This is a genomic window from Halopseudomonas phragmitis (assembly GCF_002056295.1).
In the GTDB taxonomy this organism is placed as follows: domain Bacteria; phylum Pseudomonadota; class Gammaproteobacteria; order Pseudomonadales; family Pseudomonadaceae; genus Halopseudomonas; species Halopseudomonas phragmitis.
Genome location: NZ_CP020100.1, coordinates 3244840 through 3263101 on the forward strand (window position 1 = coordinate 3244840; position 18262 = coordinate 3263101).

17 protein-coding genes are annotated in these 18262 nt (G+C 59.6%); 13 read left to right on the forward strand and 4 right to left on the reverse strand.

Translation table 11 applies throughout. The features are described 5' to 3' along the window. Positions 1-64: 64 nt before the first annotated feature. Positions 65-2278 (forward strand): IgaA/UmoB family intracellular growth attenuator, encoded by a 2214-nt coding sequence (locus BVH74_RS15025; RefSeq protein ID WP_080050875.1) that lies wholly within the window; start codon positions 65-67, stop codon positions 2276-2278. On the opposite strand, the gene BVH74_RS15030 is transcribed toward BVH74_RS15025, so the two are convergent. Beyond that, entirely contained in the window at positions 2275-2976 is a 702-nt protein-coding gene (locus BVH74_RS15030) for a J domain-containing protein (RefSeq protein WP_218189143.1), read from the reverse strand. The genes BVH74_RS15025 and BVH74_RS15030 overlap by 4 nt on opposite strands. Positions 2977-2998: 22 nt before the next feature. Beyond that, entirely contained in the window at positions 2999-3697 is a 699-nt protein-coding gene (locus tag BVH74_RS15035) for a hypothetical protein (protein ID WP_080050876.1), read from the reverse strand. A 365-nt stretch (positions 3698-4062) separates the two neighbouring features. On the opposite strand from BVH74_RS15035, the gene BVH74_RS15040 reads away from it, so the two are divergent. Continuing rightward, a complete protein-coding gene (locus BVH74_RS15040; RefSeq protein ID WP_080050877.1) occupies positions 4063-5403 on the forward strand; it encodes a DUF1329 domain-containing protein in 1341 nt (446 codons plus the stop codon). A 54-nt stretch (positions 5404-5457) separates the two neighbouring features. Here BVH74_RS15040 and BVH74_RS15045 read toward each other — a convergent pair whose 3' ends face one another. Continuing rightward, positions 5458-5787: a hypothetical protein gene (locus BVH74_RS15045; RefSeq protein ID WP_080050878.1), complete on the reverse strand. Its 330-nt coding sequence runs from the start codon at positions 5785-5787 to the stop codon at positions 5458-5460. A 103-nt stretch (positions 5788-5890) separates the two neighbouring features. Further along, positions 5891-6796, reverse strand: a complete 906-nt coding sequence (locus BVH74_RS15050) for a LysR family transcriptional regulator (protein WP_080050879.1) — start codon at positions 6794-6796, stop codon at positions 5891-5893. Between the two features lie 115 nt (positions 6797-6911). Between BVH74_RS15050 and BVH74_RS15055 the strand changes: the two genes are divergently transcribed. The 11 genes from BVH74_RS15055 (at position 6912) to BVH74_RS15105 (ending at position 18260) form a co-directional block, all read left to right on the forward strand. Continuing rightward, positions 6912-7352 (forward strand): DoxX family protein, encoded by a 441-nt coding sequence (locus BVH74_RS15055; RefSeq protein WP_080050880.1) that lies wholly within the window; start codon positions 6912-6914, stop codon positions 7350-7352. A gap of 24 nt (positions 7353-7376) precedes the next feature. Further along, positions 7377-8171: a dioxygenase family protein gene (locus tag BVH74_RS15060; RefSeq protein WP_080050881.1), complete on the forward strand. Its 795-nt coding sequence runs from the start codon at positions 7377-7379 to the stop codon at positions 8169-8171. A gap of 149 nt (positions 8172-8320) precedes the next feature. Then, positions 8321-11032 (forward strand): protein kinase domain-containing protein, encoded by a 2712-nt coding sequence (locus tag BVH74_RS15065; RefSeq protein ID WP_080050882.1) that lies wholly within the window; start codon positions 8321-8323, stop codon positions 11030-11032. Between the two features lie 61 nt (positions 11033-11093). Continuing rightward, positions 11094-12137: a linear amide C-N hydrolase gene (locus BVH74_RS15070; protein ID WP_080050883.1), complete on the forward strand. Its 1044-nt coding sequence runs from the start codon at positions 11094-11096 to the stop codon at positions 12135-12137. Between the two features lie 156 nt (positions 12138-12293). After that, positions 12294-12863 carry a TetR/AcrR family transcriptional regulator gene (locus tag BVH74_RS15075; RefSeq protein WP_080050884.1) on the forward strand — a complete coding sequence of 190 codons (570 nt, stop codon included), beginning with the start codon at positions 12294-12296 and terminating at the stop codon, positions 12861-12863. 10 nt (positions 12864-12873) lie between these two features. Then, entirely contained in the window at positions 12874-13161 is a 288-nt protein-coding gene (locus BVH74_RS15080) for a YciI family protein (protein WP_080050885.1), read from the forward strand. A gap of 21 nt (positions 13162-13182) precedes the next feature. After that, positions 13183-13542 carry a DUF1304 domain-containing protein gene (locus BVH74_RS15085; protein WP_080050886.1) on the forward strand — a complete coding sequence of 120 codons (360 nt, stop codon included), beginning with the start codon at positions 13183-13185 and terminating at the stop codon, positions 13540-13542. Positions 13543-13685: 143 nt separating this feature from the next. After that, on the forward strand, positions 13686-14663 hold the full coding sequence (locus BVH74_RS15090; RefSeq protein ID WP_080050887.1) for an NAD(P)H-dependent flavin oxidoreductase: 978 nt from the start codon (positions 13686-13688) through the stop codon (positions 14661-14663). A gap of 191 nt (positions 14664-14854) precedes the next feature. Continuing rightward, complete coding sequence (locus tag BVH74_RS15095) at positions 14855-15775, forward strand: hotdog family protein (protein WP_080050888.1); 921 nt, start codon at positions 14855-14857, stop codon at positions 15773-15775. A gap of 199 nt (positions 15776-15974) precedes the next feature. After that, a complete protein-coding gene (locus BVH74_RS15100) occupies positions 15975-16292 on the forward strand; it encodes an HPF/RaiA family ribosome-associated protein (protein ID WP_080050889.1) in 318 nt (105 codons plus the stop codon). Between the two features lie 231 nt (positions 16293-16523). After that, positions 16524-18260, forward strand: a complete 1737-nt coding sequence (locus BVH74_RS15105; protein ID WP_155121730.1) for a hypothetical protein — start codon at positions 16524-16526, stop codon at positions 18258-18260. Positions 18261-18262 lie beyond the last annotated feature (2 nt).

The following is an 18262-nucleotide window of genomic DNA, read 5'->3' on the forward strand; positions in this document are numbered from 1 at the left end:
CTGGCATCAGCCCGACTGATTGGTTATATTGGCGCCCCCAAAACTCAGGACGAGGTATCTAAGCGTGGAGACGCTGGCCTTTCTCAAAATCGCACTGTTCATCATCATCGCCGTCACCTCGCTGGCCAGCTATTTCACCTACAGCGGCCGGCGCCGGGAAACCGCCCAGACCTTGAAAGGCCTGCGCGATGATCTGCAACCCCTGCGCCAGATCAGCAATGAAGAAATCGACGCGCTGCTGCCGTTTCTTGAGGATCCAGCCAAACCTGGCACCAAGCTCAATCTCGACAGCAAGGATGTCTACCTTCTCGAAGGTGGCTACATGCGTCATGGGCTGGAGGGCAACAGTAGCACCTGGCACGACACCATTGCCGGTGTCGAAGTCATTCTGCCCTTCGACGCCGCGTTATTTCTGGGCCAACACAACCAGGCCGAAGTGGTGCTGGCCGGCAACCATGCCGCAGTAGTGCGCCTGAACAACGGTTTCGATCTGCTCGGTGGACTAGCGCGTCAGCAACAGGTTCAGCAGCAAAACGATAACTGGGCCGCCGGCAAGAGCGGCGCCCTGTCACCAGCACCCAGCTACAACCTGCAGTTCCCTCAGGGCGAAAACGCAACCGACACTCAGGCCGGCAGCCTGGCCGTTGATGAAGCCTCCATCAGCATCACTGCCGACACCCCTGACTCTGGTATTCACATCATTTCCCAGCGCGAGGAAAGCCCGGAAGAAAGCCTGTATCGCAAGGGCCGGGGCTATGGTCTGCTGTCGGCCCTGTGCTGGATCCCAGCGTTCATTCTGTTGAGTTTCAGCCAGGACAGCAGCTCCGGCCCTAGTCTGCTGGCGGCCAGCCTGGCGCTGATCGGTCTCGGTTGCTGGCTGTTCTGGCGTCGGCAAAAGCCAGGCACCCCGGAAAAAATCAATCGGGTTTCTGCTCCCTTGAGCAAAACGCTGCTACCCAATGTCGAGCGCCCGGACCTGCCCCATCAGCAATACCTCCTGGGCGCCAACATGGCCATTGAGCTGCCCAAGCACTGGGAGGCCAGTGCTGACCGCATGCTCGGCCAACAGGTACAGGCGGATCTTCGCGTATCGGACTATAAAGCCCTGAACCTGGGCCTGCGCCTATCTATCGCCGACGAAGTCAAACGCTTCCCCCTGGCCTACTGGGGCCGCCACCTGACCCTGGCGCTGGTGGGCGCTGCGGCACTGTTCTGGGTACTGGGGGTATCGCCAGGCGCACGCCTGGACGCCATGCTTGCCTATCACTGGCTCAAGGGTAGCGATGCCCAGCAATATGACAGCAGCGCAGCCCTGCTCGCAGCCCAGCCCGGAGCTGGCAGCCTGCTGACTCTTGAGTTTCAGGGGCGCTGCCAGGTAGTTCCGCCGGTGCCTGGCTGGGGCTATCACCGCATCGATTGCGACCTGATCCGCTGGGATGGCGCCGCTATGCAGGTCGAAGCTCCCGAACTGAATGAAACCGTGCAAACCCTGTATCAGGGCGGCTTTGCCCAAACCCGCCGCGACCGCATGGTTGAACAGCTGTTCCGCATCCGCAACGGTGGCAGCCTGCACTCAGCCACTCCGGTCGTGGTGACCAATCTGCGTGAAGTAGCCGAGTTGATCGATAGCACCTGTACCCTCTCGGCATCCAGCGACGCCAGTCGCCAAAGCCGTCATTACTGCAGCCAGTTGCAATCGATTCTGATGCATGACATGCAATTACCCTGGGGACTGCGCGGCCTGGATTGGGACGAATTCCACGCAACCCTGACCGCTCCGGACCAGACCGACGCCGAGTGGGAAGCCATCATTCTCAACAGCAATCTTGAGCAGCTCTATAGTCGAGCCCGCGCCATGGTCAGCGAACTGATGACCGACAATACCGAACTCTTCGCCAAGCGGCTGGTCGCCGCCCAGCAAGGTGGTGTACTGCTGCAACAGATCGATTCATCGGATAACCGCAGTTATTACTATCGCGGCCAGCAAGACACCACCAAGCTCTGGGAAGATTTACAGTATTACAGTAGTGAAGACGGGCTCCAGACCCTGCAAATTGAAGGCATGCTGGTCAGTAACCAGCAGCATGAAGACGGCAGCCCGCTCCTGCTGATAGATACCGCGCGTACCATCGACAATGGCTGGCCAGCGACAGTACGTACTCTTTGGTTGCTGCTGGCACTGCTGCTGGTCGGTGTTCACGGTGTGCTGACCGCACGCGGACTCAGCGCCAAGGAAGAGCGCGAAAAGGCCCTGGCCAAACACTGTCAGAGCCTTTAATCCAGCAACACCGCCCTGGCCTCATTAATCAATGCGGCCAGGTAGGCACTGCCGCCATGGTCCGGGTGCATCTTCTGCATCATTTGCCGATGCGCCTGGATGATCTCTTCCCGGCTGGCTCCGGGTTTCAGGCCGAGAATATCCAGCGCCTCGGCCTCCGTCAGCGGCTGGTGACCTGTACTGGCACTCTCGGAATCCTCACCTGCCGCTCCCGGGTCATCGGCACGCCAACTATCGGCAAAACGGCGGTCCAGGTAGGACTCGAGCAAGCGTGCCGAATCGTAATCATGCTGGCGGCAATACTGCAGCAACTCAATGAATTCACCTTCACTCAGATGCGCCAGAGAGCGCCCGGCCAGCGGGCCCTGCAGCACCTGCCCGGTCATCTCGCCGGTATCATGATCCAGACTCATTTCGAGAATATCGGTTGCCACCCGCGACTGGTTGCCCGGATTGGCCTGGGTTGGCCCACGCGCCAGCAAAGCCATCAACAGCCGGCGCAAGAACGGCAACACGCCAGCCAATATCGCCAGCGCCAGATAGACACGACCGCTCAAGCTCAGATACAGCAGCACCACACCGCCGACCACCAACAGCATCTTGACCAGCGCCGGCCGACGCTGGTTCGGAGGCTGACTGGCCAGCCACAACCAGCCGCCAAGAACAATCAACAAAACAAGCAGCACCAGCGCAATCATGAAAGCTCCCAGGGCCCGAGTTTTACTTGAGCTGTCGAGTCAAGCGCTTGACCTCCGAAGAGCTGCGCGCCGAAAAGTTTTCCAGCGCCTTGACGCCACCGGAGGCATAAACCGCCACCGCCGCCAACAAGTCCTTCAATACCTGCGGACTGCGCCGATCGAAGGGCGCATAAGCGCCACCCGACAGCTTGCTGACCTGCTGAAACACTGCGCGAGCATGCCGGTCATCCCCCTCATGGAACATGAACACAGGTGTGCGCAGCATCCCCAGCTCGCCGGCAGCATGGCACAGAGAATCCACATGCTCTTCGCAGCAATCGCCAATGAACACCACGGCCTTGACCGGTTGTTTGCGGGTTTCCTCCACCGCATGACGCAGTACCCGGCCAATCTGGGTGATACCGCCCAGGCAGCTCACTCCGTTCATCAAGCCCAGCAACTGCTGAGTCTGAGTCACGAACCGGGTAGCCTTGAATTCCTTGTAGCCGCGGTAGTAACACAGTTGAATCGCCAGCCCGCCGAGATTCTCGGTGGCCAGAAACAGCTCGCTCTGCAAGTGACTGGCCTGATCCCAGGTTGCTTCCCGACTGGCCGTCGCATCCAGCGCAAAAATAAGCCGCCCTTGCCCGCTCCCCGTACCCTTGGGCAGAGACTGTACCTGGTGGATAAACAGATCCAACGCCTGTCTATCGGTTTTTGCCGGAACCCCTTTATCAGACATGGCTGCAACCGTGTACTCGCGTTACCCCCATAGTAGAAAAAAACCAGGGGTATTCACAGGCGCAGCCCCCATCAGCTTTGTCACAAAAGAATGTGACCCAGATCGCATCCTGCACGCTGGATCACGCCACCGATGCTGGCCAGTGGTACATTTCCCGGCTTTTCGAGACAGTACCTGCAGAGCGACTCGCCGAGTGCTCTAGAACGCAGTTTGTATCTTTTTGTAGCCTGCGCGTGCGGCACTGTTTCAAGCGGGTAGAATCCCGCCCCTTGCAGATGCCGGGGCCAGATCAACCGGCCTATACAAGCAGTTCAAGGTTGATTCGACACAAGCCTTGCGGCAGTCGCATCACATGGAGTGAGACTATGATCAAGCAATTCGGAATCATCATGCTGGCCGCCGCTGTTGCCGGTCAGGCTCAGGCCAAGGTCGACCCTCTCCAGGCCGAACGGCTCGGTCGGGATCTGACCCCGCTCGGTGCCGAACGCGCCGGCAACGCTGCCGGGACCATTCCCGAGTGGACCGGAGGTGTCACCCCGCCAGCCCACTATCGCCCGGGTATGCACCACCCAGACCCCTATGCCAGCGACGCCGAGCTGTACCGGGTCAACGCCAGCAACCTGGCGCAGTACGCGAACCAACTACCCGAAGGTCTGAGCGACCTGCTGCAACGTCACCCTGACTATTACATGCGGGTATATCCTACCCGGCGCAGCGCCTCCAACCCGCAACGCATCTACGATGCAACCAAACGCAACGCGGTCAACGCTGAGCTGATCGCCAACGGCAACGGTATCACTGGCGCCGCCGCCGGCATCCCGTTCCCGATTCCGCAAAGCGGCATTGAAGTCATCTGGAACCACATCCTGCATTACAAAGGTGACCAGAACCACTTCATCACCAACCAAGCGGTGGTCATCAACGGTCGCAGCAACCTGATCCGCCGCGACCGTCAGATCTATTATGTCTACGGCCGTGAGGGCATGACCCCGGATCAGTTGGACAATACCCTGCTGTACTACAAATACGTGGTGACCGCCCCAGCCAGGCTTTCTGGCACCGCCCTGGTCGTACAGGATCCACTGGATCAGGTTCTGAGCACCCGCCGCGCCTGGCGCTACAGCCCCGATAACCGCCGGGTACGGCGCCTGCCATCACTGGCCTATGACTCGATCCAGCCCGACACCAGCGGCCTGGCGACCGCCGACGTGGTCGACACCTACAACGGCGCCCCGGATCGCTATGAGTGGAGCCTGCTCGGCAAGCGTGAAATGCTGGTGCCTTATAACAGTTATGCAGTCCATCAAAAGGGTATTCCCTACGACCGCATCGTTCAGGAGAGAACCCTCAACCCTGAACTGCTGCGTTATGAGCTGCACCGGGTCTGGGTTATTGATGCCACCCTGCGCCCAGGCATGAGCCATGTTTACCAGCAGCGGCGTTTCTATGTCGACGAAGATAGCTGGCAGATTCTCGCGGTCGATTTGCGTGACAGGAGTGGAGAGCTGGTCGGCCTGCAGGAAAGCCACCCGATCAACTATTACGACGTGCCCATGGTCGGCAGCACGGTGGAAACCCTATATCACCTCAAGACCGGGAATTACTTCGTCGACGGGCTCAACAACAACGAGCCCATGTACGACTTCAATGCCCAGCTCAGCCCGCACGAGTTCTCCGCCCAGGCCTTGCGCCGCAGCGGCAACTAAACCAGCGGTAACCAGGCTGTCAGGCTCTGCCAGCAGAGCCTGACAGCCCAATCCTCAGTCAAGATCGTCGAGCGTTACGGTCAGATCCCGGCGCGACACATCAACATCCCAGAAGGTGTAGCTGTCACCGTCGGAGTCGACCAGCTTGATATCAAAGATCGGGCTCTTGTAACCCTTGAGCGTCACCCGCTTGGTAGAACCATTGGGCATCACATCATTGCCCAGCACATCCTTTTCCCAGGACTCGGAATTATCCGGGCTCACATACAGGTACATGATGGTGTAGCCGGTGTTATTGGTAATATCCACATAAAATTCCCGAGCCTGTGCCGACAGCACAAACAGCATGGCAAAGAGAAATACCGCCCAATGTTTTAACCGCATGATGAGTCCTCTTGAAAATCCCTGAGTGACGGACTGTCGCTCCGTTGCGCGTAATATTTTGCAACAGACTAGTATCATAAAGCCATAAGAGCGCCAGTGCTTTTTACTGGTTCACAGCCTGCCTCTGAGCGGCAAACATCTCTTGCAGAAAATCGATCAGCGCCCGGACCTTGGGCGTAACAAACTTGCGCGTTGGATAGACCGCATAAACACCCAGCTCCAGAGCCTGGTAGCCGGGCAACAGTTCAATCAGCCGCCCTGCCGCCAGATCCTCGCCAACCAGAAAATCCGGTTGCAGGATGATCCCCTGATCGCTCAATGCCACCGCCCGGCAGGTATCGCCGTTATTGGTGTCCATCCAGGGCCTGGTTCTGACACTGACCTCGCCCTGCGGCCCGCTGAAACGCCACTCATCTCCCGAGTTGAAATAGCTGTAGGCAACCACCCTGTGCGCAGCCAGCTCCTCCGGTTGCGATGGCTGGCCATGCCTGGCCAGATACCCGGGGGAGGCACAGACCCGCAGGCGGGTGCTGGCAATCCGACGGCTGACCAGCGTCGAGCTGGGCAACGACGCGATCCGAATCGCCAGATCAAAGCCCTCCTCCACCAGATCCACCAGGCGGTCCGACAGGGTGATATTGAGCTTGACCTGCGGATGCAGCTCGCTGAACCGCCCCCACAAAGGCGCCAGACGGGTAATCCCAAAGGTCACCGGCACATTGACTCGGAGCAACCCGCGCGCACTGCTGCTGCGCGAACCCAGTTCAGCTTCAGCCTCCTCAACGCCGGCCAGCAACTCCTTGCTACGCTGAAAGAACACCTCCCCTTCCTCCGTCAGCGACAGGCGTCGCGTAGTACGATGCAGCAGACGCACCCCAAGCCGCGCCTCCAGATCATTGATATAGCGCGACACCGCCGCCTTCGAATACCCAAGCGACTCCGCAGCCCGGACAAAACTCCGCGCCTCGACCACTGCGCAAAAGGTCTGCATTTCAACGAAACGATCCATTGTCTCACCCACAGAGATAGTTATTATCAAAAACTCATGTTTATCTCATAAAAATGGATAGGTAAAGTTCACCCATCGCAACACAACAACCCGAGAAAAACCAAGAGAGAGCCTCATGAACACAGCCTTGCTAAACCGGATCGTCAACACCAACGCCAACTGGAGCGCCCTGTTTCTGCGCATCCCGGTCGGCATCATCTTCGCCGCCCATGGAGCCCAGAAACTGTTTGGCTGGTTCGGTGGCTACGGCCTTGAAGGCACCGGCCAATGGATGGCCTCAATCGGCCTGAATCCCGGTTACCTGATGGCCCTGATGGCCGGCAGCGCCGAGTTCTTTGGCGGCATTGCCCTGATCATCGGCCTGCTGGTCCGCCCAGCCGCCGCCGCACTGGCTTTTGCCATGCTGATCGCGATCTTTGCCGTACACTTCGAGAACGGCCTGTTCATGAGCAACAATGGCTATGAATTCGGCCTGGCACTACTGGCCGCCTCGGTTTCACTGCTGTTCAGTGGCGCTGGGCGCGCCTCGGTTGACGCCTTGCTGGCCCAACGCTAAACCCAAAGCGCCGGAGGAAGCACCATGAACATCTTACCCAGTCTGTTCGTATCTCACGGCGCCCCTACCTTTGCCCTGGAGCCCGGCCTCGCCGGGCCCCGCCTGCGGGCACTGGGAGAGGCACTGCCCCGGCCACGCGCTATTCTGATCATCTCGCCGCACTGGATGACCCGTGACCTGCGCATTACCGGCAACGCCGCCCCGGAAACCATTCACGACTTTGGTGGCTTTGCTCCAGCGCTCTATCGCCTTCAATACCCCGCAGCCGGTCACCCGGCACTGGCCAGTGAACTGGCCGAATTGCTGACCGAGGCCGGTTGGCCTGCCAGCCTCGACTTACAACGCGGGCTTGATCATGGCGCCTGGGTTCCGCTGCTGCATCTGTATCCACAGGCCGACATCCCGGTACTGCAACTGTCTATGCCAACCGACCTTGACCCCGAGTCCGCCTACGTACTCGGCCAGGCTCTGGCCCCACTGAGCAACCAGGGAATTCTGGTCATCGGCTCCGGCAGCCTGACCCATAACCTCTACGAGGCCCTGGGCCACAGCCCCGGTGATGCCGAATACGCCAGTGAGTTCTCTGCCTGGGTCCGCAATGCGGTACACAACGGCCAGCATCAACAGCTCAAGCAAACTCTGACACTGGCCCCCCATGCCAGCCGGGCACACCCGACCAGCGAACACTTTCTGCCATTGCTGGTAGCCTTGGGCGCCGCCCATGGCCGCACCGACGCCACGGTATTGGAAGGTGGGCTGGACTACGGCGTGCTGTCGATGGATTCGTTTGTGTTTGGGGCCAGCCTGACAGGCATATGATGGGTTGGAACCTCCAGCACCAGTCAGGCATTGACCCGGCGGCTTTCTGGGGTAATATCCGCGGCTGACCAGGGAAAGCTCAGCCGCCACAACGCCAAGGAGTCAGGCATGTCAGCACACTCGGCCACCCGCACCAGCGGTCTGCCCCGATGACGGCAGAGCAGCGCAACGGCCACTATCATCTGACCTTCGCCGATGGCCGCCGGGAGCCCGTACACCTGCGGGCCAAAGCGCTCAATCGCGGCGCCGATGGCGCCATCTACCGCTCGCCGGACGGACGTTTCGCCTTCAAGTTCTACCACGAGCCCGGCAAGGATCCCGAACGCCGTACCAAAGTCTGGGAAATGATCCTGCACCCGCCTGAGGACAGCCAGGCCGACCATTTCGCCTGGCCCTGCGCCCTGATCAATGACAGTGCCGGGCGTTTTGTCGGTTTTGCCATGCCGCTTCTGGATATCGCCAGCTATGCATCGCTCGACCCGCTGCTCAGTGGCCGTGGACGCCAGCGCGAGTCGCTGCCCGACGACAACAGCTTTCGTCTCAAGGTTGCGATCAACCTGGCCAAGCGGGTGGCCGAACTGCATGCAAAAGGGCACTGCATCATCGACCTGAAGCCGGCCAACCTGCTGGTACACCGGCACACAGGCGATATTGCCGTGGTCGATTGCGACGGTTTTGCCGTGCGAGGCAATACCCAATTCTTCCCGGCTCACCAATTCACGCTTGGCTTCATCGCCCCCGAAGCCTTTCGCGCCAGCCAATCCCCGCAAGTGCTACGTCAGGCTCAGGACCAGTTTGCCCTGGCGGTGATCCTGTTCAAACTGCTCAACAACGGCCTGCATCCGTTTCAGGGCGTGCCGGCCAAGGGGCGTGAGCTTCCAAGCGACAACCAGAACCGTATTGCCGGCGGCTTCTACCCTTATGGGCTGCGCCCGCACGCCGACATTGGCCCTTCACCGTGGAGCGTGCATCGCAATTTCCCCAAACCTCTGCGCAACGCCTTCGATCACAGTTTCAGCTCGTCCAGACGCCCTTCGGCCGATTACTGGGTCGAATTGCTGCAACAGGCGCTGCAGCATCAGGTTCGCTGCCAACGCAACCCAGACCATGCCCACTGGGGCAAACAGTGCCCGCATTGCGCACTGGAAAACCAGCGGGTCGTCGTTCCACCAGCGCAATCAACACCAAGACCACGGCGAGCCGCCAGGACACAGAATCCCCAGGCGGCGATACCACTCAATACCGTTTTCACCGGCCACCAACAGACGCATGTACAGGTGCAGTGGCATATCAACCCTGCGCCATCAAACCAGCCATACGTCACCGCACAAATTCTGCGCTGGCGCAGACGCATCCAGTGGTTACAACGGGCCGGCGCTGCCTTGCTGGCATTGCTGGCCCTGTACTGGCTGGTGCAACTGTTCTATGACCCCGGCCCCGCCCTGCCAGAGGCCGTAGCCAAGGTCAGCGTGCTTAAACCAAGCTATCGGACCGACGACAGAGTACGGTATGCCGATCAGCGCCGCGCCTACCCAGGCTCGTACGCCAACAGCCAGCCGGTGTTGATTCCCCACCACCGTTTGGGCCGGTTCGACACCCCCGAGCGCCTACCGGTGCTGCTCAGCAGACCAGCCAGTAGCGACTATGCCAACAACAGCCGGTTCGGATTTCGCCTGGATCAGCTCAACACCCGGACCAAACGCAGGAATACCAACCTCGACACCACCACTACCCGCCCCGTGAATCTGGCCAATCTGAGTCTTGGCGACTGGCAGGCTGATCACAACGGTGCAGGGATCTTCAGCTACGGCTGCAACCCGCAGCTGTTATGCCATGAAGTGCTGTATCACAACGGTCGCGGCTCACCGATCAGCTTCAGCTTTCCCACCCAATCGGCGAGTAGCCGGGCAACGCCTCAGAAGCTCCTGCCCTGGCGCTTCAACCTCAGCCCAGATGGCAACTTCATGGCAATGGCCAGCGGCCAACAGGTAGTGCTCTACAAAACCGACCAGCCCGATCGCCCGCTGGCGAGCCTGGACCTGCGCCAAAGCCTGCACAATTACCGTGTCGACGCCCTGTCATTGACACACGGCGGCTCGCGGATATTTGTCAGCCTGTCGCAGTCAGACCGCCATATTTCATACCCTGCCGAACTGATCGAGCTTGAGCACACCAGCAAGGGGCTGGTTCTGGTGAGCATGTTCCAGCGCCGTGCCATCCATGAAGGCATCGAAACGCCTGCCGCCTTCCACAGTATCGACGCGGCTGGCAACACCCTGGCTCTGGCCGACTATCGATTGCGCCATCACGACGGCAGCCTCATATCTGGTCGGTACAACAGAGGGACCCTGGGCTATCCCGGCATCAGCATCTGGCGCCGTAACCAGCAGGGCCGCTGGCAGTACAGCCACCGTATAGACGGCATGGATCTGTTGACTCGCGAACCTGTCCAGGTAACCCGCCCGTTGCCCGCAACCGCGTACAGCACCCAGAGCATCATGGCCCACGGGCCTCTGGGCAATCACGGCCAGCCACATCTGGCAATGCAGCTCAGCCCTGACGGCAAGCATTTGCTCACAGGGCTGCAACTGGAACATCACAACAACAGCGTCTACGCCAATGCCTACCTGTTCAATGTGCAGGCTGAAGAAGCCAAGCTGCTGGCCCGCCTGAGAGAAAAGATCGACACACCGCGCAGTGACATGCATATCACCTACGGCGACATCCGCCTCTCCAATAACGCCAACCATATTGCCCTGGGCCTGTTCAGCTACCACGAAAAGCGCAACGGCCCACTGACCCAAGCCTACAAGCTCAGAATCTACGACCTGCAGGAGCTGACCGGCAAAGGACCGCTCTGAACAGAGTTCGATGCACTACACTGAGAAGCTTGGAAAACAACCGCAGAAAAGGATAGTTCGCATGAAACCTACCCGCCTGAACTACGCTCTGGCCTGGGCCTTGTCACTCCTGCTCGTCGGTGCCGCCGACGCCTGCACCCGAGCCGTCTACCACGGCCCAGACGACCTGATAATCACCGCCCGCTCAATGGACTGGAAAGACGAAATCCCGGCCAACCTGTGGCTGTTCCCTCGTGGCCTTCAGCGTCACGGCGCCGTCGGCCCCAGCTCAGTCACCTGGACCTCCCGCTACGGCAGCATCGTCGCCAGCGCATTTGACATCGCCAGCGCCGATGGCATGAACGAGAAAGGGCTAGTCGCCAACCTGCTGTGGCTGGCCGAAGCCCAGTACCCTGAGTTCAGCGACGGCCAGCCCGGTCTGAGCATCGCCGCCTGGGTTCAGTACGTACTGGATAATTTCGCCACGGTTGAAGAAACCGTCGAAGCCCTGCGAGCCGAGCCATTTGTGGTCGTCGCCAGTGACATCCCCGGCACCGACCGCTTTGCCACCCTGCACCTGTCGATCTCCGACGCCAAGGGTGACAATGCCATCTTCGAGTACATCAACGGCAAGCTGGTGATTCACCACGGCATGGACTACCGGGTGATGACCAACTCACCGATCTTTGAGCAGCAACTGGCGCTCAACGCCTACTGGCAGAAGATCGGCGGCACCACGATGCTGCCCGGCACCAACCGTGCCGCAGATCGTTTTGCCCGCGCCTCGTTTTATATCGACGCCATCCCTAAAACCAGCGACCGGCAAGTGGCTGTGGCCAGCGTTTTCAGCGTAATCCGCAACGCTTCGGTGCCGTTCGGCATTTCCTCCGAAGCCGAGCCGAACATCTCATCAACCCGCTGGCGTTCGGTAGCCGACCAAAAACACCTGACCTACTACTTCGAAACCGCCCTCACCCCCAATACCTTCTGGGTCGATCTGAACAAACTCGACATCAGCGCAGGCGCGCCAGTCAGAAGCTTGCAGGTTGCCAATCACGAAAGCTATGCCGGCGAAACCTCGGCTCAATTCCAGCAAGCCAAACCCTTCGAGTTTGCCGGTCTGTAACCTGGCCGGGCCGGAATCAACCCGCTTCCGGCCTGGGTCAGTGATCGTCCTGTTTATCGCCAAACTTGACTTATAGGACAACTGACCTATTCTTTGCTCAACACTTAGGACATCTGTCCTAACAACACCATCAAACAGTCAGGACAGCGCCTGGACATGCCGCACAAAGCCACCCGCGAACAGATCGTTGCCGCCGCTGATCAGTTGTTCTATCAGCAAGGTTACGAGTACACCTCGTTTGCCGACATTGCTGCCGCAGTCAGTATCTCCCGGGGTAATTTCTACTATCACTTCAAGAGCAAGGACGACATCCTGGAAGCCGTTATCCGCCTGCGCCTGGGCAACACTCAGGCCATGCTTGAGCTCTGGGCCAGCCAGGGCAAGACCGCCCAAGAGCGCGTGCGCTGCTTCATCCAGCTACTGATCCGCAACCGCGCCAAGATCGCTCTGTACGGCTGCCCGGTTGGCACCCTCTGTGGCGAACTGGCGAAACTCGAGCATCCCGCCCTGAATGACGCCAATCAGTTATTCCGCCTTTTCCGCCATTGGCTGCGCCAGCAGTTCGAGTCCATGGGCCATCGCGACCAGGCCGACGCTCTGGCCATGCACCTATTGGCCCGCAGCCAGGGTATCGCCACCCTAGCCCAGGCATTTCAAGACCAGGCCTTCATCGAGCAGGAAGCCGAGCAGCTCGATATCTGGCTCACACAGCTCGGCACCCACTAGAGGCTGCGCCATGTTCATCATTTTGCTGCGTTTTGGCCCCAACCGTGCTCAGGCCGGCCAGTTCATGCCGGACCATAAGGCCTGGCTCAAACAGGGCTTCGACGACAACATATTCCTGCTCAGCGGCAGTCTTCAGCCCAATCAGGGAGGCTGCATCCTGGCCCAGGGCGACAGCCTGGAAAGTGTGCAGGCCTGTGTCGAGAAAGACCCATTCGTAGTTCACGGCATAGTCACGGCGGAGATTCTTCAGATCAGCCCGCACCAGGCTGCCGAATCCATGCAGTTCCTACTCAACTGACACCCCACCCGGAGCTTTACCATGACCCTGCTTGCCACCATCGTCGTCATTCTGATCGCCTTGCTGCACGTATATATTCTGGTGCTGGAAATGTTTCTCTGGGACAAGCCTGCCGGGCTTCGCGCCTTTGGCAACAGCCCTGAGCAGGCTGCGCAAACCAAGGTGCTGGCAGCCAATCAAGGGCTGTATAACGGCTTTCTGGCCGCAGGACTGCTCTGGGGGGTGCTGCAAGGAGCAGAAGGCCTGGAATTCAAGGTGTTTTTCCTGCTGTGCGTAATCGTCGCCGGGGTCTACGGCGCCTACAGCGCCAGCCGCAAGATTCTATTCATCCAGGCGTTGCCAGGGCTGATTGGCTTGGGACTGGTACTGTTCAGTCATTAACACAGCCATCCGCTGCATGCCTGGAAGGCCTGAGGTTTACTGTCTATAAACCGCCTGAATACCCCGTTAATGTGGTATTTGTCGGTACCACGCGCCTACACTTTTGCTGGATTTCTAACCCGGTCATTCTCAGCAGAGGCCCCATGAAAACACGCATCACCGAACTCTTTGGCATCGAGCATCCAATCATTCAGGGCGGCATGCACCACGTTGGTTACGCCGAACTCGCCTCGGCAGTCGCCAACGCCGGTGGCCTGGGGATGATCACCGCCCTCACCCAGCCCAACCCCGAGGCCCTGGCCAACGAAATCCGCCGCTGCCGGGAAATGACCGACAAGCCTTTCGGCGTCAACCTGACCTTCCTGCCGTCGGTCAACACCCCGGACTATCCCGGTTATATCGAGGCGATCATCAAGGGTGGCGTCAAGGCCGTGGAAACCGCCGGCAACAACCCGCAGAAATACCTGCCGATCCTCAAGGAGCACGGCATCAAGGTGATTCACAAGTGCACCGCCGTGCGTCATGCGCTCAAGGCCCAAGCCATTGGCTGTGATGCCGTGAGTGTCGACGGCTTCGAGTGTGGCGGCCACCCCGGCGAAGACGATGTACCCAACTTCATCCTGCTGCCGCGCGCCGCCGAGGAGCTGGACATTCCCTTCGTAGCTTCCGGTGGCATGGCTGACGGCCGTTCACTGGCCGCCGCCCTGGCCCTGGGCGCCGAAGGCATGAACATGGGGACTCGTTTCATTGCCACTAAGGAAGCCCCGGTACACGACAACGTCAAACAGGCGATTGTTGCCGCCAGCGAACTGGACACCCGGCTGGTCATGCGTCCGCTGCGCAATACCGAACGGGTACTGAGCAATGCCGCTGTCGAACGCCTGCTGGAAAAAGAGCGCAAGCTCGGCGCCGAACTCAAGTTCGCCGACATTGCCGAGGAAGTTGCCGGTGTTTATCCACGCATCATGAAAACCGGTGAAATGGACGCCGGCGCCTGGTCCTGCGGCATGGTCGCCGGCCTGATCCGTGATGTGCCCAGCGTACAGGAACTGATCGAGCGCATCATGACCGAAGCCGAAGGCATCATCCGCCAACGCCTGGCCAGCATGATCAACCGCTGATCATGCGGACACGCCCCATGGATCGCCACGGCGCTACGCGCCTCGCGATGACGGTGCGGTGGTGCGGGGTGAACGCACAACGCCCCGCCACAATCCCGCGTCATTGCGAGCGCAGCGCGGCAATCCATGCAGGCTAAATTTCACACCACCGGCCAGTTACCTGCCGGAGATCAGCAAACAAGGAACCACTCATGAATTTCGACACACCGCTCTGCCTCTGCGGCCCGCTGCGCGAGCCCAAGCAGATGCTGGCCGATCAGGAATACAGTGGCCATACCTCGATCCATGACGACGCCATGGCCGAAAAACTCGGCTTCAAGGCCGGCCCAATTGAAGGCCCGACCCACTTCAGCCAGTTCACCCCGCTGCTGGCCGAAATCTGGGGCCAGGCCTGGTTCGAGCGTGGTTGTTTCTCCAGCCATTTCCTGAACATGGTGGTCGAGGGTGAGCAGGTGCGCGCCTTCGTCGAACGCCCGGCCCCGGGGGCTACGCGCGTGCGCTGCTGGGCAGAAAAAGCTGACGGCACTCCAGTGCTGGAAGCCAGTGCCAGCCTTGGCCCGGATGATGGCCCGAGCTTGCTCGACGAGCGTATGGCCAAACTGCGCGCCCCGGAGAAGCTGGTCATTCTGTCAGACCTGAGCGTCGGCATGAAAGGCGCAGTAGACGAGCCGGTCCGCATGGACCCTGACCAGCACATGGGCAATCTGTATCCGTTCTCGCTGAATCAGAAGCTTGAACGCATCACCGAAAATTCGCCCTGGTACTCCGACCCGGCAAGCACTCCCTGGGGCCGGGCGATCATTCCACTGGAAATGGTCAGCGTACTGGCCGAATACAGCAGCAAGCTGGCGCAATTCCCGGTCAAACAGCCGGTCATCGGCCTGTTTGCCGACCAGGAAATCCGCATGATTGACGGCCCGCTGTTCGTTGGTGAGGACTACCTGATCCGCCGCGAAGTAGTGGCTCTGTCGGAAAGCAAGCGCACTGAGTCCTACTGGGTTCGCTCACGCATCTATGACGCCAGCGGCACCACCCTGAAAGCCGAAATGCTGCTTAACCACGCCACCCTCAAGCATTCGTACGCCAACTACGAGGCCGAAGCCAAGGCCTGAGTCAGAAACACCAGCGGCGGCCAAGGCCGCCGCTGGGATACCTCAAACCAATATCTCAGACGGCTAGCCGCGTTTTCTGCTCCAAGCCCCCCTGGCTTCTCCCCGCCAAAGACTTCTTCAATCGAGCCTGCCATGCTAGGCTTTGCCTCGGTTGCGAGAAGCGCCCCAGGACTCACCAATTGCCACCAAAGGAATGCCAATGCAAATTCAGATCAACACCGACCGCAATATCACCGGTGACACCCGCCTTAGCGAAACCATCGAAGCCGAGCTGCGCAACAGCCTGGCCCGTTTCAGCGATCAGATCACCCGAATCGAACTGCACCTGCGCGACGAAAACAGCGCTACAAAATCAGGCTCCGCCGACAAGCGCTGCCTGCTTGAAGTCCGCCTGGCCGGACAGAACCCCGTCACCACCCAAGACACTGCCGAGCATGTGATGCAAGCAGTGACCGGCGCCGCCGAAAAAATGGTGCGCCTGCTGGAAACCCAGCTCGGAAAGCTCTCGCGCCACTAAGCACCGCCTGAGCCCTGGCATTACTCGCGCTCCGCTGATTGGCCTGTTCGTCAGGCCAGTCATCCAGCGCGTATCAGCCCCCATATCCGCCAGACCTATTGCCGCCCCTGTGCGCCTGTCCCGGCCCCTTGTTCTGACGAACCTGCTCCCATGACGACACAACGTATTGCCCTGATCATCCTGTTCGTACTGGCCCTGAGCCTGGGCGCTGGCTGGGCTAGCTGGACCTATTTGTTTAGCGAAGATATCGACAAGGCCCGGACTGCGGCCCTGGAACACGTACGCGCGCTGCACGATGAACAACTCAAAGCCGAGCTTCGGGCACAAATCAGCTCACTGTACTCTCTCAAGCGTAGGGCCCAAACGCTGCCCGGCGAATCCTATCGAACCGAGTATATTGACGACCAAACCACCATTTTGCAGCAGCAGCCGGACTTGCAGGAGCTGACACGCGCCTGGCTGGAGGGCACCGTCTTCGACAGCTACCCAGGACGCAACGACACGATCCGGATGCTCACAAGCAACACGCCCTTCTCTCTACGCTACAACTCCGAGCTGCAGTTTCCCTATAGCCTTGAATGGCACTCCATCACCCTGGACAACGGCCAGGTTCTGGAGGCATTGGACAGTTCAGCCCGTCCCGACGGTATCTGGCTGCACAAGTGGACAACGTTTAACCGCCTTGACCTGAAATACCCGCAAGACCAGGACGACCGCCCCGCCCCGGTAACCATGAACGGCAAGGCCGAGGTGGTCATTCCTCGCAGCATCCGGCTTTTTCACTTTTCCAAATCCGAGGTCGGCACCACCCAACAGGACGGCAACCTCAGCGTCAAACTGCTGTCCGTTGGCGACAACCACGCCGAAGTCGAGCTGATCAACCGCCACCCGCCTGCCGCAAACACGCCTGAATGGGCGCTCACCCCCATGTCGGTTCACGCCCAGGACCATACAAACCGCTATCTGGCCACACTAGGCAGCCTCAAGGCAGACCAAGCAGAAATGCGGCTTTACGAACGGCAGTTGCGTGCCGCCATGAAACAAAGCACCTACCAGGAAAGCTTTTTCAATGAGCAACACGCCGAGCGGCTCGCATTCAAACGCATGCAGCGCAAGTATCGTCACAAGATCTATTTCAGAGGCGGTGTTGAGAACATCACGGTCATCGCACTCGACCTATCAGACATCACACTCCACCTGCAAGACCTGATGGCACCGGTCTACCAGCTTGAATCGCGGGTCAAGGACCTGGAGTTTCGGGCCTATCCAGCTCCCACCGTCATCCATGACGAAAGCCTGCCGGCGTACCTGAGCGACTATGACATCAGCGAAGAAGAACAGCGCCAGCGCATCAGCTTCTACCAGGAGGCGGAATCGTCTCGTAACGCCGTGATCCGGTTCGACAATGGCGCCCCTTTCAACTGGCGTGTCGCCGGCAGGACCAACAACCAGGTCAACTTTTACTCGCGAAGCGAATCAGGGGCCAGGGAGCCGATAGAGGGCGTCAGTCAGCATGCGTTCAGTATCAATATCTACGACCAGAACATCCGCTACTATCTCCCCAACTTCAGCAACAGACAGCGTCCAGCCTATGCCAGCGGCACCATGCCGCTGGTCCGGCCCGAGGTGAAGCGGTTCGAGTATGCGGCAGATGCCCTGCCTGAAAATCTTGAGCTCAAGGACAACGCCCTGCTGATCCAGCTACACGACTATCCGGAACAGCGCTGGCGGTTTTACGCCAGGGACAGCAACGGCAAGTACCTGCTGCAGATGTTCGAAGCCAGCCACACGGGCGATGACAGCAAGCCGCTCTACAAGGCCCTGTACTTCTATGGCCAGCCGGCCAGCATCGATGCTTACTTCCTGGCTGAGGTTCACAGGCTGAATTACGATTTTGATATCGAACTCAGAGAGCCCGAGCATCCCTGCTATGCCTCTGACCACATCATGATGGCGGGCTGCCTGTAAAC

What these genes read in the sequence shown, in the direction of transcription:
- BVH74_RS15090 (WP_080050887.1), top strand. Translation starts at nt 13,686, where the DNA reads ATGAAAACACGCATCACCGAACTCTTTGGCATCGAGCATCCAATCATT.
- BVH74_RS15065 (WP_080050882.1), top strand. Translation starts at nt 8,321, where the DNA reads ATGACGGCAGAGCAGCGCAACGGCCACTATCATCTGACCTTCGCCGAT.
- BVH74_RS15045 (WP_080050878.1), bottom strand. Translation starts at nt 5,787, where the DNA reads ATGCGGTTAAAACATTGGGCGGTATTTCTCTTTGCCATGCTGTTTGTG.
- BVH74_RS15040 (WP_080050877.1), top strand. Translation starts at nt 4,063, where the DNA reads ATGATCAAGCAATTCGGAATCATCATGCTGGCCGCCGCTGTTGCCGGT.
- BVH74_RS15080 (WP_080050885.1), top strand. Translation starts at nt 12,874, where the DNA reads ATGTTCATCATTTTGCTGCGTTTTGGCCCCAACCGTGCTCAGGCCGGC.
- BVH74_RS15050 (WP_080050879.1), bottom strand. Translation starts at nt 6,796, where the DNA reads ATGGATCGTTTCGTTGAAATGCAGACCTTTTGCGCAGTGGTCGAGGCG.
- BVH74_RS15100 (WP_080050889.1), top strand. Translation starts at nt 15,975, where the DNA reads ATGCAAATTCAGATCAACACCGACCGCAATATCACCGGTGACACCCGC.
- BVH74_RS15035 (WP_080050876.1), bottom strand. Translation starts at nt 3,697, where the DNA reads ATGTCTGATAAAGGGGTTCCGGCAAAAACCGATAGACAGGCGTTGGAT.
- BVH74_RS15070 (WP_080050883.1), top strand. Translation starts at nt 11,094, where the DNA reads ATGAAACCTACCCGCCTGAACTACGCTCTGGCCTGGGCCTTGTCACTC.
- BVH74_RS15085 (WP_080050886.1), top strand. Translation starts at nt 13,183, where the DNA reads ATGACCCTGCTTGCCACCATCGTCGTCATTCTGATCGCCTTGCTGCAC.
- BVH74_RS15095 (WP_080050888.1), top strand. Translation starts at nt 14,855, where the DNA reads ATGAATTTCGACACACCGCTCTGCCTCTGCGGCCCGCTGCGCGAGCCC.
- BVH74_RS15060 (WP_080050881.1), top strand. Translation starts at nt 7,377, where the DNA reads ATGAACATCTTACCCAGTCTGTTCGTATCTCACGGCGCCCCTACCTTT.
- BVH74_RS15030 (WP_218189143.1), bottom strand. Translation starts at nt 2,976, where the DNA reads ATGATTGCGCTGGTGCTGCTTGTTTTGTTGATTGTTCTTGGCGGCTGG.
- BVH74_RS15075 (WP_080050884.1), top strand. Translation starts at nt 12,294, where the DNA reads ATGCCGCACAAAGCCACCCGCGAACAGATCGTTGCCGCCGCTGATCAG.
- BVH74_RS15055 (WP_080050880.1), top strand. Translation starts at nt 6,912, where the DNA reads ATGAACACAGCCTTGCTAAACCGGATCGTCAACACCAACGCCAACTGG.